Source organism: Pseudomonas sp. 18.1.10 (assembly GCF_024655625.1).
Taxonomy (GTDB): domain Bacteria; phylum Pseudomonadota; class Gammaproteobacteria; order Pseudomonadales; family Pseudomonadaceae; genus Aquipseudomonas.
In genome coordinates, this window is sequence record NZ_JANLGL010000049.1 from 19,870 (window position 1) to 35,962 (window position 16,093).

15 protein-coding genes are annotated in these 16,093 nt (G+C 54.0%); 1 reads left to right on the forward strand and 14 read right to left on the reverse strand.

The window, feature by feature from the left end; all coding sequences use genetic code 11:
• Window positions 1–137: 137 nt before the first annotated feature.
• The 14 genes from NUV89_RS11315 to serC form a co-directional block, all read right to left on the reverse strand.
• Entirely contained in the window at window positions 138–1,637 is a 1,500-nt protein-coding gene (locus NUV89_RS11315; RefSeq protein WP_257781361.1) for an oligosaccharide flippase family protein, read from the reverse strand.
• Window positions 1,638–2,067: 430 nt separating this feature from the next.
• On the reverse strand, window positions 2,068–3,042 hold the full coding sequence (locus NUV89_RS11320; protein WP_257781362.1) for an NAD(P)-dependent oxidoreductase: 975 nt from the start codon (window positions 3,040–3,042) through the stop codon (window positions 2,068–2,070).
• Window positions 3,035–4,090 carry a glycosyltransferase family 4 protein gene (locus NUV89_RS11325; RefSeq protein WP_257781363.1) on the reverse strand — a complete coding sequence of 352 codons (1,056 nt, stop codon included), beginning with the start codon at window positions 4,088–4,090 and terminating at the stop codon, window positions 3,035–3,037. The genes NUV89_RS11320 and NUV89_RS11325 overlap by 8 nt, the downstream gene beginning before the upstream one ends.
• On the reverse strand, window positions 4,087–4,896 hold the full coding sequence (locus NUV89_RS11330; RefSeq protein ID WP_257781364.1) for a glycosyltransferase family 2 protein: 810 nt from the start codon (window positions 4,894–4,896) through the stop codon (window positions 4,087–4,089). The genes NUV89_RS11325 and NUV89_RS11330 overlap by 4 nt, the downstream gene beginning before the upstream one ends.
• Window positions 4,897–4,921: 25 nt before the next feature.
• Window positions 4,922–6,040 carry an O-antigen ligase gene (locus NUV89_RS11335; protein ID WP_257781365.1) on the reverse strand — a complete coding sequence of 373 codons (1,119 nt, stop codon included), beginning with the start codon at window positions 6,038–6,040 and terminating at the stop codon, window positions 4,922–4,924.
• Between the two features lie 773 nt (window positions 6,041–6,813).
• Entirely contained in the window at window positions 6,814–7,047 is a 234-nt protein-coding gene (locus tag NUV89_RS11340) for a lipopolysaccharide assembly protein LapA domain-containing protein (RefSeq protein WP_257781366.1), read from the reverse strand.
• Window positions 7,048–7,068: 21 nt separating this feature from the next.
• Window positions 7,069–7,365, reverse strand: coding sequence for an integration host factor subunit beta (ihfB, locus tag NUV89_RS11345; RefSeq protein ID WP_003189779.1), 297 nt, complete (start codon window positions 7,363–7,365; stop codon window positions 7,069–7,071).
• A 132-nt stretch (window positions 7,366–7,497) separates the two neighbouring features.
• Window positions 7,498–7,782, reverse strand: a complete 285-nt coding sequence (locus tag NUV89_RS11350) for a hypothetical protein (protein WP_257781367.1) — start codon at window positions 7,780–7,782, stop codon at window positions 7,498–7,500.
• A 161-nt stretch (window positions 7,783–7,943) separates the two neighbouring features.
• Entirely contained in the window at window positions 7,944–9,632 is a 1,689-nt protein-coding gene (rpsA, locus tag NUV89_RS11355) for a 30S ribosomal protein S1 (RefSeq protein WP_017734470.1), read from the reverse strand.
• Between the two features lie 120 nt (window positions 9,633–9,752).
• A complete protein-coding gene (gene cmk / locus NUV89_RS11360; protein ID WP_124528091.1) occupies window positions 9,753–10,442 on the reverse strand; it encodes a (d)CMP kinase in 690 nt (229 codons plus the stop codon).
• Window positions 10,439–12,649, reverse strand: a complete 2,211-nt coding sequence (locus NUV89_RS11365; RefSeq protein ID WP_257781368.1) for a bifunctional prephenate dehydrogenase/3-phosphoshikimate 1-carboxyvinyltransferase — start codon at window positions 12,647–12,649, stop codon at window positions 10,439–10,441. The genes cmk and NUV89_RS11365 overlap by 4 nt, the downstream gene beginning before the upstream one ends.
• 28 nt (window positions 12,650–12,677) lie before the next feature.
• Window positions 12,678–13,790: a histidinol-phosphate transaminase gene (hisC, locus tag NUV89_RS11370; RefSeq protein WP_017734473.1), complete on the reverse strand. Its 1,113-nt coding sequence runs from the start codon at window positions 13,788–13,790 to the stop codon at window positions 12,678–12,680.
• A gap of 9 nt (window positions 13,791–13,799) precedes the next feature.
• On the reverse strand, window positions 13,800–14,894 hold the full coding sequence (gene pheA, locus NUV89_RS11375; protein ID WP_003172650.1) for a prephenate dehydratase: 1,095 nt from the start codon (window positions 14,892–14,894) through the stop codon (window positions 13,800–13,802).
• Window positions 14,894–15,979 (reverse strand): 3-phosphoserine/phosphohydroxythreonine transaminase, encoded by a 1,086-nt coding sequence (serC, locus tag NUV89_RS11380; RefSeq protein ID WP_257781369.1) that lies wholly within the window; start codon window positions 15,977–15,979, stop codon window positions 14,894–14,896. The genes pheA and serC overlap by 1 nt, the downstream gene beginning before the upstream one ends.
• Here serC and NUV89_RS11385 point away from each other — a divergent pair.
• Window positions 15,887–16,093: hypothetical protein (locus NUV89_RS11385; protein WP_257781370.1), on the forward strand; the 207-nt coding region annotated here is incomplete at its 3' end. The two genes, serC and NUV89_RS11385, sit on opposite strands and share 93 nt — an antisense overlap.

A 16,093-nucleotide genomic window follows, 5' to 3' on the forward strand; every position in this document is an offset into this window, starting at 1 on the left:
ATTATTTTTTTACTCGAGAGAAGGTTAAGTCCCAACCGATCAAAAAATTGAGCCAGTACCGCATCACACCCAACGCCACTGGCAACTTGAATAAATGGTGCCAAGACTGCGCCAGCCTCAGAGGTCTCATTGGTATATTACAGTGCATTTCTCCACTGAACCCTCCGGAGATCAAAACGAAAAACGAACAACCGGAGCGCCACGAGAAAATAGCTCACCCCTAGCGACAAGAACATCACCACGAGGTTACCCACACTTAAAACATCATAGACCGCTTTGAAAAACCACAACGTAGAAAGTGAAATGACCAGCGGAATAACGATCGCCTCGATATACCAGACCTTTGCGGGCTTGATATTCAGCTTTCTAAATACAATCGGTGGGCACAAAACAACAAATCCTATATTCAGCAACAGCCAAGGCCAGGCACTCCCCGTCAGGCCGTAGGTACTTGCCAGGTAATAGGTAACTGGCACCACGAGGATTGCGGCAATGAAATTTTGCCAAACACTAAATCGGGTCCAACCATGGGCCAATTGCAATGCATAAGGCATGTGCATAAACGAATGAAGCATGGTGCCAATTACTAATATCACAAGAGGACCACTCGCCGCTGCGGCGATATTCGAGTCTCTCGTCCACAACAAAAGCAGCGGATGGCTATACAATGCAATCCATACGGAAAATGGAATGACCAACATCGACAATATCTGACTGGCCCTGATATAAGAGCGGAAGGCCTCTTGGGTATTTTCGGATGCTACGGCTGCGACAATTCTAGGGTAATAGGCATTAAACACGGGCGATATAAGCCTGAACGCTATCGTACCCAATGTCCAAGCCAGCATATAATAACCAAAATCCGTCAATGACAGCGTCTTTGACAACACGATTTTATCGGCCTGCATCAATAAAAACGTGAGGGCATTCGTCACGCCAACACCAATTGCAAAACCACGGAGGCGGCGAAGCGCTTCAACCGAAAATGACGGCGACTTCTTCCAGCCGCCCAACTCCCGGACCAACTGAATACGCAAAATAAAAACAGTCAGAACATTTATTACGCACTGCCATATAAAAAACCATTCAACCGTCGGCGAAACGAGCCATAACACCAACACAGCGCCCACCGAGCGGAGCGTTGCAAAAACAGAGGTTGCAATATTCAACTCAACTTGCTTTTGAAGACCGGTCAGGGCGCCGTAATAAAACGCGATAGGGAACTGAAGAACCAGCGCCACGCCCATTACTCTTAGTGACTGAGTTACCGAATCCAGCTTACTGGGTGTCACATCAAGCCAGTAATAAGAAATCACGGGAGCCAAAAATATAACGATCGTGCCCGCCGTCAGCGCAACGCACCAGAATATCCACTCGACACTTCTTAACAGCAAAACAACCTTTAGTTTGTCAATTGGCGACGCGGCCTCATAAACCGAGGCTTCTTTGGTCGCCACAGCCCCAAAGCCTCCGTCAAGCATTGTCATGGCGGCAGAAAGAATTACAAAAAAACCAACTAAACCGTAACCTTCAACACCAATAAACTTAAGATACAGGGGGACGAAACAGATCCCCATCAAGGCCGCCCACCCCTGCCCCAAGAAGTTCGCCGCTACGTTTTTAAGCGCGCTATTCATGCGTCACAGCCCTTTGCCTCATAACACGGGTATTTTCGGAACATTCAACGAGCGTTAAAAACATCTTCGATTATATTCCGTCGCAATCCAGACTCTTTGAAAATATGCGCACCCTGCACACCAACCCACTTCCCGACCTAATGAAAGCCGCGCCTGACAACGCGGATGAAAATAGCGCCTTCATTGGATGCCCCGGGAAGTGCACGGCACTTACACGCACCGCACAAAAAGCTTGGCAACAGCGAGAACCTTAGCATGACGCTGGAACACTGAAAAGTCTGCAGCCGAGCACAGATCCTTGATTTTACAGGAAAAATCCTATCTGACGCAGCCCCTGGAGCGCACCAAGCCACGCCAAGGTAGCAGCTGACGCACTTGAACCCACTGCGATGAAGCAACAGGTACGACTCCAGAGACGCCAATGTGTGGATTACGACTTTGTCGATGATGCCTTGAGCCATGACAGTGTTTTTTCAATGCCCTCCTGCAGACCTACCACGGGGTAGGCGTTCGATTTCTCTGCCGGAGCGCAATTCACCACGTTATGAGTTGTCATGTTTTTCAGCCGAAAACTACTGAATGGAAATTTTAAGCCCGCAAAATTGCAGAGATCACCCACCCATGCCAAACAATAGAAAAAAAACATTGGCGCCTTTATCGGCTGCCGACGGCCTGCAAGCGACGCGATACTCAAACTCCAATCGTCAACATTCAACGGAATGGCATCGCCAATATAATAATATTCAACACTGTCATCAGGACGCTGGGCAATCGAAATAATCTGATTTACGCAGTTTTCTACATAACCGTAGGTCTTCGTGCTCGACGCCCGACCAATTCTAATATAACGACCGGCGAGCACCATATCGAAAAAGTTTCGATAGGGCTCTCCAAACCAGGCCCCCCAAATAGACGTGGGACGCACAATAGAGCACCTTGGCATCCTCGCCATCCACTGCCGGACGATACGCTCCCCCTCCACCTTGCTTTTCCCGTAAACAGTAGTAGGGGAAACATCCTCTATCGAAGAGGGTATGTGGCCAGCCCTACAAACCAACATACTGGACGCAAAAATAGCATGTTTAACGTAGTCGGCCGATGAAAGGACCGCGCACAAATTGTCCACGCCCGCAATATTTTCCCGATAATCGTCGAAACTCTTGCCACGAAGATCCGTGCGCGCCGCAAGGTGAAAAACGTAGTCAGGCCTGAACAACTCAAACGCCTCAGCCAGCAGATCCACATCGCAAATATCACAATAACGGTGGACATCAAGGTTATCGTGATTCCTGGGTGCAGCCACATCCAGGCTTAAGACATCACACCCGAGCCCCTTCAGCCGGCCCACCAAATTAGTCCCGATGAAGCCCGACCCACCGGTAACCAAAACCCTAAAGTTAGTCACGCATCAACTCCTCATAGACCTTAAGATAGTTGGTTGCCATCGCAACAGAGCTGTACCTCTCACGAGCAACGTTCAACACCGCAGGCCCTTTGGATTCGTCAGACAAGCCTTTCATCACTGCAGCATCCAGGCTCGCGACATCATCAAGTTTAAAAAAACAAACGGCCTCTTCACTGAAAAGCTCCCTGAATATAGGAATATCGGAGCACACTATTTTTTTCGAGTGCAGAGCCGCCTCAATCAGAGCCAAACCGAACCCCTCCGAACGGGAGGGCATGGCAAACATATCAAAAAAAACATTACACTGATGCGCATAAGGAACCGAGGGAAGAAATACACACCGACTATCGACACCCAACGACACACTCAGTTCTTGCAATGACTGCTTCGCTGGGCCATCACCAATGACTACCAACCCCAGCCGAGCATTGACACTCAACAACCTTACCAATTGATCAATGCCTTTTGTGGCGGTGAGCACACAGTAGGTCCCTAACAAATAATCGACACGCCCTTTTAACTTATTTATTTCAACGGCACACCAGTCCTCGACCAAACTATAATCAACAACAATGTCTCGACCATTATAAACCCTTGTGAGCTTCTTATTATAAGAAAACCCTGAATAATATTTTACCGCATCATCACTCAACACAACGAGCCGGTCGTGCCTCAACCAGCACACATTCCAGACAAAGCTAAATACGAATGAAATAAACCTATTGTAATGAAAATACAACTCTCTCTCGACATAATTATGCAAGGTACTTACATAACGAACCTTTGTAAAAAATGACTTATTCCTAAATACAAACGCATCAGCCCTCAACAAATGAGAGTGAACAACATCATAGGTGGAAAAATCAAATGACTTATAGAAACCAACACGCTCAAACCTAACGCCTTCCAGCAGTTCGATTTCTACACGCTCATCAAAATAAAGCACGGTAACCTCGTGCCCCCTACGCACCATTTGTTCACACAGCTGCATAACCACTAAAATGGGAGCTTTATTGACAATAGCTGGAACCACATAGCAGATTTTCATTTCTTCACGAGCCCACCATAAACCGACAGCAACTTCATAACACCACGATCACCCAATACAGCGCTCAGCAAGAAAAGCACCAATCGCTTGATAAAAATTGAGTCAACCAAATACACTGGAGATAGCGCCAACTCTTTCCGAAGCCTGAAATTCTCTCGAATAATCGACATCATCAAGCTGGGCTTGTTGCTCAGTCCGCCTACTCGGTGAGATACCACCGAAAAAGGATAAAAGCCGGCGTCCCGCGCCCGGAGCGCACGCAGGATAAAGTGATAGTCACCTATTACCTTATAGCTCTCGTCGAATCCATTCCCTGCTTCAAACAGCGACGCATGATGGAAACAACCCGGGTGGCGGATCGTCATTTTATTTTTCAAACCAATACTTGCTGCCTCCCAGGGCAGGCCCACCTCGTCGATAAAGGCTCCAGACTGATCAACAAGATTATTTTTGCCATAAACAATCTTGACATCACGCTCATCAGCAGCGTCCAAGTGTTCAATGATGGAAGAGAGTGCAGAAGGCGAACTAAAATAGTCATCACTCCCAAGGAAAGTTATCCATTCAGCGTCAACCTGCGCCAATGCTTTATTCCACGCATTGTAAACACCAGAATCCTTCTCACTGGAGAATCTGGCCATTCCGTACTCTTCTATTATTTGCAGCGTACCATCAGTACTGCCACCATCCTGAATATATAGATCAACATCCTTAAACGTCTGATCCTTAATGGAATCCAAACACTCACGTAGCGTTCGCTCACTATTATACGTAGCAACCACGATCCCAATTTTCGCCCTAGGCATTCTAACTCACCCTACCTTAATTCATTTAGATCGCGGCCAATCTTTGACTACGCAGCTGGACAGAATGACAATACGTCTTGTCGAAAAAAGCATTTATCATCATAAAAAACACGAAATGATATTTGTAAAAATACATGACATTTCCGAAGGACCCCACCACAACAAATGCTAGTAAAAAAGCGCGTGCAATGGGACTTTTATTCCTCCAGCAGCTGTAAAAAACCAAGGAAACAAAAAACAGCACTCCGAATATACCTGTCTCCAACGCTGCACTTAGTAAAAAATTGTGAGCCGGATAATCAATTCCAGATAAAGCAAAAATAACCTGGCTTTCCGTACCGATGCCGTATCCGAATGGGTTTTGAACAAATGCCTTCAATGCAGTGCTATAGAGCGTTTCTCGCGTGGGATCAAATTGGGAAAAGTCCCAAAAAACTGCCGCGATTACTCCACCTATCGCCAGAAGCACGAAAAACAAGTACGACGCGCTTAACCTTGCAAAACCCAAAAAAACCAAAGCCAGCGAAACTGCCAGCAAATCACCTTTGGACAAGAGCATAAAAGGCGGAAGCAGCATAAAAATACACAGCACCAAATATATCGCCCTACCCGTCACTTGATATTTCAACACATTCACATAAATCGACAACAGCAACACCGTACCCACAGTGTTTATATGCACGCTTAAAAAAGATTCTTTACCATTAAAAAAGTCTTTATAGTGCTGCTGACTTCCCAATAACACGCTCGCAGAGTAGTCCAACTTGAAAACCAGGTAGCAAACCATCAACAATGCAAACACCGGCCCCCAATTAGCTATTCCGTCAAGCATCGCCGTTTTTTCAACATCAGACATCATCGACATGACAATGATAATCAGCAGGATCTGGAGCAAACGAAAAAACACTTCATAATTAACGACGAGCCCACTGATATAAACCAGCATCGCTCCGTAAAACAGATAGAGCAGGACAAAGAAGGCATAACCAAACATCGCTGCTCTAGCATGACGAGCGCACAAAAAAACCACACCGACAAAAATAAGTAAAAACTCATCTAACTTGTAGTTTACACCGCCACTTTCAAGCATCTTCACTGGAAAGACCATTAAGGCGCCAAGCAAATAACACAAATACTTCATCATTATCTGCCACAAATTCTAACCAGCACTGGCGCCCGGAAATCACTAGGCGTCGAGAGGGGCTTAACCCCCCCCCTCCTCCTGAGCCGGCCATTGGCAGCCGCCATGCTCCCTGCACTCGAGTGAGATTCGGGACTAATCGCGCTTTGCATGGCCTTCCATCTATTTTTTTCCATCAAAATCTCCTATTTGCTCATCCTGGCGTGCATTTGCTAACGAGTAATCAGGAAACAATGATCGTAGCCCCCTACTCTGACCTGATGAAACCTTGCGGGCCAAGCCTAGACCTCTCACCCCGAACGTTCCATCACATCTTGATGTGCGACAGTGACAAAGCGACATCAAAACCATTACCGACTTCAGAGCACGTGAGACGTGAAGAGTACGATTGATACAAAAATTCGGCGCGCTTTCATTCATTGGCCTCACTCGACAGGTCGACAGATGAAGCACTTTAGAGACAATTACCAGCTTGGCGGGCAGTACAAATATTACTTACAAACTTGAGATTCCGCATCATGCAAAACTCCTCTATAACTTGAAGCGAAGAATACGCTACAAAAAACAGAGCCATCCGTAGGAATTATCCGACCTCATAATTACGCTTTAACGCCGAGTTTAGCTGACGACAGACAGGCAGCCGGCCACACCAAATCATCTTGAATCGGGTTAACTGAATTCACGATCAATCAACGCTTGCGCTGCTGTTAGCTCAGGTATTTCAGATGCCGATGACACCCATAAAAGCGCCGCATCTGCTGAGAAGCCACATCCGTTCACGCGCGCTTGGACGTCTCCACGCGACGCCGTACTAACACCCCCAAAAAAGGGCCGATCAACACACCAACGATCAAGGCAAGCCCAACGAACACAGCCACAGGGAGTTCGGCGCTTGTCCACCCCAGGAACGACAAAGCCACACTTTGCTGGTTTTCCAGCACAAACGCGATGACTGCCAAGGTAAAGACCACCAGGATCATTCCCAAGAAAATACGCCCAACTCTACCCATGGTAGCTTTCTCCAAAGATTCTCAGACACCCTCTTCCTCTTCTTCATTCACCCGGTCTCGCAACTCCTTGCCCGGCTTGAAGTGAGGAACGAACTTACCGTCGAGGCTGACCGATTGTCCGGTCTTGGGATTACGCCCAACCCGAGGTGCGCGATAGTGCAACGAGAAGCTCCCAAACCCACGGATTTCAATCCGATCGCCGGTAGCCAGACATTGGGACATTTGTTCAAGCATGGTCTTGATGGCCAGCTCTACATCCTTGGATGAAAGCAGCCCTTGATGGGTGACAATTCGTTCGATCAACTCCGACTTCGTCATATTTTTCCCTTCTTTTTCAAGCAGCTAGGAAAAGCGCTTCGAAGGTTTTAGCATGACTTGACGAATTTGAACAGCCCATGCTTCAACTTATCTAGCAGACAGATCAGCGACAGCAAAACAGGGCTCACACCCTCAATTGCAGATCACCAACATCGTCCGAGTGACCGCACCTGCCGGGTTCCAGCCAAACAGGTAGTCGCCCTCCTCGTCCTTGGCATCGCTGGATCTGGTGACAACCTTGTAGCCCTGCATCTTGCACTCACGAGCCGCGCGCTTCTCACACTTGTCCCAACCTGAGCCAAGGCCCGAGCAATCGATCTCGATACCGCTTACACCGTGCCGGGCATGAGTCTTGGCACTGGTGGCGGAGCAGCCTGCAAGCATTGCCATTGCGAACACCACGATAAACCTGTTCATTCCAACCCTTACTGAATACACAACACGGAAACAGCTTTTCAAACGACTATAGCCAGTTCTGACAGCTACTCACATCGCTTGGTTCGTGGTTGTTGATTCAACGAATTTCAGGCACAAAAAAGGGCGACCGAAGTCGCCCTTTTTCTACAGCTTTACAGAACTTAGTTCTGCTTGGCCATTGCTTCGCGCAGCAGGGAGGCCATAGTGGTCTCGCCAGTTGCAGCAGCTTCTGGAGCCGATTTCAGGCTCTGCATAGCTTCTTTCTCTTCCACTTCGTCTTTCGACTTGATGGAGAGTTGGATCACGCGGCTCTTGCGATCAACGCTGATGATCTTGGCTTCTACTTCCTGGCCTTCTTTCAGAACGTTGCGCGCGTCTTCAACGCGGTCACGGCTGATTTCGGAGGCTTTCAGAGTCGCTTCGATATCGTCGGCCAGAGTGATGATGGCGCCTTTAGCGTCAACTTCCTTCACGATGCCCTTAACGATTGCGCCTTTGTCGTTGTCCTGAACGTATTCAGAGAACGGGTCGCTTTCCAGCTGCTTGATACCCAGGGAGATGCGCTCGCGCTCTGGGTCAACCGACAGGATAACGGTGTCCAGCTCGTCGCCCTTCTTGAAACGACGAACAGCTTCTTCGCCAACTTCGTTCCAGGAGATGTCGGACAGGTGAACCAGGCCGTCGATGCCGCCGTCCAGACCAATGAAGATACCGAAATCGGTGATCGACTTGATGGTGCCGGAGATTTTATCGCCCTTGTTGAACTGGCCAGAGAAATCTTCCCATGGGTTAGATTTGCACTGCTTGATGCCCAGGGAGATACGACGACGCTCTTCGTCGATGTCCAGAACCATAACTTCCACTTCGTCGCCGACTTGTACGACTTTCGAAGGGTGGATGTTTTTGTTGGTCCAGTCCATTTCGGAAACGTGTACCAGGCCTTCCACGCCTTCTTCCAGCTCAGCGAAGCAGCCGTAGTCGGTCAGGTTGGTAACACGCGCGGTTACGCGAGTGCTTTCTGGGTAACGAGCTTTGATAGCAACCCATGGATCTTCACCCAGTTGCTTCAGGCCCAGGGAAACACGGTTGCGCTCGCGATCGTATTTCAGAACCTTGACATCGATCTCGTCGCCAACGTTGACGATTTCAGATGGATGCTTGATACGCTTCCAAGCCATGTCGGTAATGTGCAGCAGGCCATCGACGCCACCCAGATCGACGAATGCGCCGTAATCGGTGAGGTTCTTGACGATACCTTTGACTTGTTGGCCTTCCTGCAGGGATTCCAGCAGAGCTTCACGCTCGGCGGAGTTCTCTGCTTCCAGGACGCTGCGACGGGAAACGACAACGTTGTTGCGCTTCTGGTCGAGCTTGATGACCTTGAATTCGAGTTCCTTGCCTTCCAGGTGCGTGGTGTCGCGCACTGGACGAACGTCGACCAAAGAACCTGGCAGGAACGCACGGATGCCGTTAACGTCGACAGTGAAGCCGCCTTTAACCTTACCGTTGATAACGCCCTTGACCACTTCTTCAGCTGCGAAGGCTGCTTCGAGAACAATCCAGCATTCAGCGCGCTTGGCTTTTTCACGGGACAGCTTGGTTTCACCGAAACCGTCTTCAACCGAGTCCAGAGCAACGTGAACTTCGTCACCGACATTGATAGTCAGGTCACCAGCATCGTTGTAGAACTGTTCCAGCGGGATCAGAGCTTCAGACTTCAGACCAGCGTGAACGGTTACCCAGCGAGCTTGGTAATCGATATCAACGATAACACCGGTGATGATGGAGCCTGCCTGAAGGTTCAGGGTTTTTAGGCTTTCTTCAAAGAGTTCCGCAAAGCTTTCGCTCATTTTAATTCCTGTTGATAAGGGCGAAGAATACGCCCATCTCCACACCCCAGACGGTGTGGGTCAGTTTCAGTTAAAAGAAGCCACCGCAGGACTATGACTGGTCCCCTGCGGCCTTCTTGATCACCCGGCGATATCGCGAATGGCGATTTCGCTCAAGATGCGTTCCAGCACCTGCTCGATGGACAACTCCGTGGAATCCAGCTGTATCGCATCAGCCGCCGGCTTGAGCGGGGCTACTGCGCGCTGGGTATCACGCTCATCACGTGCACGGATCTCATCTAGCAGACTCGACAGACTAACACCATCGACTTTGCCCTTCAACTGCAAGTAGCGGCGGCGAGCCCGCTCCTCGGCGCTGGCGGTCAGGAAAACCTTCAGCGGCGCCTCGGGAAACACCACGGTTCCCATATCGCGCCCGTCAGCCACCAGGCCCGGCGGCTCCTGAAATGCCCGCTGGCGCTGCAGCAATGCGTCACGTACGGCCGGCAGTGCGGCTATCTGGGAAGCCCAGGAACCGACCTGTTCATTACGCAGGTCGTCGGTCACATCATCCCCTTCCAGGATGATACGTTGCGGATGACCTTCCGTCGCCCCGACGAACTGCACATCAAGATGCGCCGCCAACAGCTTCAAGGATTCTTCGTTGGTCAGGTCTACGCCATGGTTGCGCGCAGCAAAGGCCAGCAGGCGGTACAGCGCGCCGGAATCCAGCAGGCACCAACCCAGGCGCTTGGCCAGGATGCCGGCGATCGTGCCTTTGCCCGAGCCGCTTGGCCCGTCGATGGTAATCACCGGTGCTTTAATATTCACAATTGAGCCTCTTGGGCTACACGGATGCCGACTTGGGCACACAGTGTAAGAAAGTTCGGAAAAGATGTAGCAACATTGGCGCAGTCACGGATACGAATCGGCGCTGTCGCCCGCAGGGAAGCAACGCTGAATGCCATGGCAATCCGATGATCGCCGTGAGCATGGACTTCACCACCCCCCATCGGGCCACCGTCGATAATAATCCCATCAGGGGTCGGTTCACACTTGACCCCCAACGCCAGCAGACCATCGGCCATGACCTGAATGCGGTCAGACTCTTTAACGCGCAGCTCTTCAGCGCCCCGCAAAACGGTTCGCCCTGCCGCACAAGCCGCCGCAACAAACAGCACCGGGAACTCGTCGATCGCCAACGGCACCAGCGCTTCGGGAATCTCGATACCCTTCAGCGCCGCCGCGCGCACACGCAGGTCAGCGACAGGCTCCCCACCCACTTCACGCGGGTTTTCCATGGTGATATCCGCCCCCATCAGGCGCAGGATGTCGATCACCCCGGTACGTGTCGGATTGATGCCAACATGCTCCAGCAACACGTCGGAGCCTTCGGCAATCGACGCGGCCACCAGGAAAAACGCCGCCGAGGAAATATCCCCCGGCACTTCAATACGGGTTGCCGTCAGCGCGTGCCCGGACTCGACCGTTGCCGTCGCCCCGTCAACCGTCACCGGATAACCAAAGCCGCGCAACATGCGCTCGGTGTGATCACGGGTCGGCGCCGGCTCGGTCACCGAGGTCCTGCCTGCGGCGTAGAGCCCGGCCAGCAACAGGCAGGACTTGACCTGCGCGCTGGCCATCGGCAACGCGTACGTCAGCCCTTTCAGCGCCTGGTCGCCACGAATAGTCAGCGGCGGTCGCCCTTCAGGGCCGGTCTCGATCACCGCCCCCATGTCCCGCAGCGGCTTGGCCACACGGCTCATGGGCCGCTTGGATAGAGATGCATCACCCGTCAGCACACTGTCGAAGCTTTGCGCGGCCAGCAGCCCGGACAGCAGCCGCATGGAGGTACCGGAGTTCCCCAGGTAAATCGGCCCAGGCGCGGCCTTCAAGCCGTGCAAGCCGACGCCGTGAATGGTTACGCGCCCATGGTGCGGACCTTCAATCACCACGCCCATGTCGCGAAACGCCTGCAAGGTCGCCAGAGCATCTTCGCCCTCGAGGAAACCGTCGACTTCCGTCACACCCTCGGCCAACGACCCCAGCATGATCGAGCGATGGGAGATCGACTTGTCGCCAGGCACGCGAATACGCCCGCTCAAGCGGCCGCCCGGATTGGCCAGGAACGTCAGCTCATCGGCATCCACCGCCGTCTCCATGTAGGCCCGGCGCGCCAGGATCTTGCTGAAATGCTCCCGCGCCACCCGCGCACGGGTGAACACGCCCAGCAATTGGTGCCCATCACCCGCGTCAACCGCGTCGCGCAAGGCGTCGAGGTCGCTGCGGAAGGTGTCCAGGGTACGTAGCACCGCTTCGCGGTTGGCGAGGAAGATGTCGTGCCACATCACCGGATCACTGCCGGCAATCCGCGTGAAATCACGGAAGCCACCCGCCGCGTAACGGAAGATCTCGAGGTTCTCGTTGCGCTTGGCCAGCGAATCCACCAGGCCAAATGCCAGCAAATGCGGCAAATGGCTGGTCGCGGCCAACACTTCATCGTGGCGCTCGACCTGCATATGCTCGACGTCGGCCCCCAGCTCGCGCCACAGTCGATCCACCACCGCCAGCGCCGCCGGATCGGTTTGCGCCAGCGGCGTGAGGATCACCTTATGGCGACGGAACAACTGCGCATTCGACGCCTCCACCCCGCTCTGCTCGGAGCCCGCAATCGGATGGCCCGGCACAAAGCGCGCAGGCATGCCGCCAAAGGCCAGTTGCGCCGCGCGCACCACATTGCCCTTGGCACTGCCGACGTCCGTCAGGATCGCCTGGCCCAGCTCCATGCCGGCCAACAGCGCCAGCAATTTCTCCATGGCCAGGATCGGCACCGCCAGCTGGATCACATCCGCGCCCTGGCAGGCAAGCGCCAGGTCTGCCTCACAGCGATCGACTACCCCGAGTTCAACCGCCAACTTGCGCGATTGCGGATCCAGGTCCACACCGACCACTTCGCCACACAACCCGCTTTCACGCAGGCCTTTGGCGAAGGAGCCGCCGATCAACCCCAGACCGACCACCACCAGGCGACCGATCATAGGCACAGCAGGTTGCATTGCAGTGACATCAACCACGAGCCAGAACCTTGGCCAGCGCCTCGAGGAAGCGGGCGTTCTCGGCCGGCAAACCAATGGTGATACGCAGGTGGTTCGGCATGCCATAGTTGGCCACCGGACGCACGATCACCCCTTCAGCCAGCAGGCCCTGGAACACCGGGGCAGCCACCTGGCCAAGATCGACGCAGATGAAGTTGCCCTTGGACGGAATCCAGCCCAGGCCCAACTCACGGAAACCTGCCTGCAGTTGCAACATGCCGCTTTCGTTGATGCGGCGCCCTTCTTCCAGGTACTCGGCATCCTTCACCGCCGCACAGGCCGCCGCGAGGGCGAGGCTGTTGACGTTGAACGGCTGGCGTACACGGTTCAACACATCGGCAACAACGGCCGTAGACAAACCGTAGCCGACCCGCAACGAAGCCAAGCCATAAGCCTTGGAGAACGTGCGCGATACCAGCAGGTTCGGGTAGGCCGCCAGGAAGTCCAAACCATCCGGCAGATCGCTGCCTTCGGCGTACTCGATGTAGGCTTCGTCCAAAACGACGAGTACGTGTTCCGGTACGTCCTGTAGGAAATCGTTCAACGCCTGCGCATCGAACCAGGTCCCGGTCGGGTTGTTCGGGTTGGCGATAAACACCACGCGGGTCTGTGCATCGATGGCTGCCAGCATGGCCGGCAGGTCGTGGCCCCAGTCCTTCGCCGGAATCACCCGCGCATCGGCACCCACCGCCTGGGTGACGATCGGGTAGACGGCAAACGCATGTTCGCTGAACACCGCGTTGAGGCCCGGCGCCAAGTAAGCACGCCCGACCAGCTCGAGAATGTCGTTGGAACCATTGCCCAACGTCACCTGATTCAGCTCGACCCGGCACTTTTCGGCCAGCAGCGACTTCAGGGCAAAGCCGTTGCCATCGGGATAACGCGTCAGCTCGGCCAGCTCTTCACGAATCGCCGCCAACACCTTGGGACTTGGGCCCAACGGGTTCTCGTTACTGGCCAGCTTGACGATCTTCGCCGGGTCCAGGTTCAACTCACGCGCCAACTCGTCCACAGGCTTGCCCGGAACGTAAGGCGACAGTTGTTGCACGCCCGGCTGCGCCAGGGCGAGGAAGTTGCCACTCATGTTAACGCCTCACAAAACCGCTTTCGGGTAGGAGCCCAGCACCTTGAGTGCCACTGCTTCCTGACTGATTTTCTCCAGCACACCCTTGACCAGCGGGTCGCGGTGATGGCCGATGAAGTCGATAAAGAACACGTAGGTCCATTTACCACTGCGCGACGGACGAGTCTCGATGCGCGTCAGGTCAATCCCGTTGTCATGGAACGGCACCAGCAGCTCATGCAGCGCGCCGGGCTTGTTGCTCATGGAGACGATGATCGAGGTCTTGTCGTCGCCGGTCGGCGGCACTTCCTGGCTGCCGATCATCAGGAAGCGCGTGGAGTTGTCCGGGCGATCCTCGATTTTCTCGGCCAGGCGCGTCAGGCCGTACAAGCCCGCAGCCATATCACCGGCGATGGCGGCCGAGTTCCACTCGCCCTTGACCCGCTTGGCCGCTTCGGCGTTGCTGGATACCGCCACGCGCTCGACATTCGGGTAGTGCGCATCCAGCCACTTGCGGCACTGGGCCAGGGACTGGGCGTGGGAGTAGATACGGCTGATGCTGTCGGTCTTGGTGTTTTCACCCACCAGCAAGTGGTGGTGGATACGCAGCTCGACTTCGCCGCAGATGACCATGTCGTGCTCAAGGAAGCTGTCCAGGGTGTGGTTGACCGCGCCCTCGGTGGAGTTTTCCACCGGGACCACGCCAAAATTCACCGCACCGGCTGCCACTTCACGGAACACTTCGTCGATCGCCGCCATTGGCTTGCTGATTACCGCGTGACCGAAGTGCTTCATGGCCGCCGCCTGGGTGAAGGTGCCTTCGGGGCCGAGGTAAGCCACTTTCAGAGGCTGCTCCAGGGCCAGGCACGAGGACATGATTTCGCGGAACAACCGCGCCATCTCTTCGTTGCCCAACGGCCCCTTGTTGCGCTCCATCACGCGCTTGAGCACCTGGGCTTCACGCTCAGGTCGGTAGAACACCGGCACTTCGCCTTCCGCCAGGGATGCCATCTTCACCCGCGCCACTTCCTGGGCGCATCGTGCGCGCTCACTGATCAGCTCCAGGACTTTCTCGTCCAGGCTATCAATGCGTACGCGCAGGGCCTTGAGTTCTTGCTCAGACATTAGCCGTGTTCCTTTTCGAACTCTGCCATGTAGGCAACCAGCGCATTGATCGCGTGGATGTCGACAGCGTTGTAGATGGAGGCGCGCATGCCACCGACCGAACGGTGGCCCTTGAGGTTCAGCAGGCCGCGCGAATCGGCACCGGCGAGGAATGGCTTGTCCAGGCGGTCGTCAGCCAGGCGGAACGGTACGTTCATCCACGAGCGGTCGGTCAGGTTGATCGGGTTGCTGTACAGGCCGCTGGCGTCGATGAAGTCGTACAGGGTGCGCTTCTTCTCTTCGTTGAGCTTGCCCATGGCGGCGACACCGCCCTGCTCCTTCAGCCACTCGAACACCAGGCCGGACAGGTACCAGGCGAACGCCGGCGGGGTGTTGTACATCGAGCCGTTATCGGCCGCGACCTTGTAGTTGAGCATGGTCGGGCACAGCGAACGGGCGCGACCCAGCAGGTCTTCACGGATGATGTTGACCAGGATGCCGCTCGGGCCGATGTTCTTCTGCGCGCCGGCGTAGATCATGCCGTACTTGGACACATCGATCGGGCGCGAGAGGATGTCCGAAGACATGTCGCACACCAGCGGCACATCACCGACTTCCGGCACCCAGTCGAATTCCAGGCCGCCGATGGTTTCGTTCGCCACGTAGTGCACGTAGGCCGCATCCTTCGACAGCTTCCACTCGTTCTGACCCGGAATGGCGAAGTAGTCGTAGGGCTTGGCGGTACCGGCGACGTTGACGTTGCCGTAGCGCGAGGCCTCTTCAATGGCCTTCTGCCCCCAGATACCGGTGTCGATATAGTCGGCAGTGCCGTCTTCCGGCAGCAGGTTCAGTGGGATCTGCGCGAACTGCTGGCTGGCGCCGCCTTGCAGGAACAGCACTTTGTAGTCTGATGGGATGTCCAGCAAGTCGCGCAGGTCCTGCTCGGCCTTGTTGGCAATGGACACGAACTCATCACTGCGATGGCTCATTTCCATCACAGAGAGGCCTTTGCCATGCCAGTCGAGGAGTTCACCCTGCGCACGCTGCAGGACTGCTTCAGGAAGCGCCGCGGGACCGGCACAGAAGTTATAGGCTCTCTTGCTCACATCCAATCTCACTCTGATCTGGTGGTAGTCACGCAAACATATCAGCCGACACCCGATCCAATGTGGGAGCGGGCTTGTGTGGGAGCGGGCTTGCTCGCGAATGCGGTGTATCAG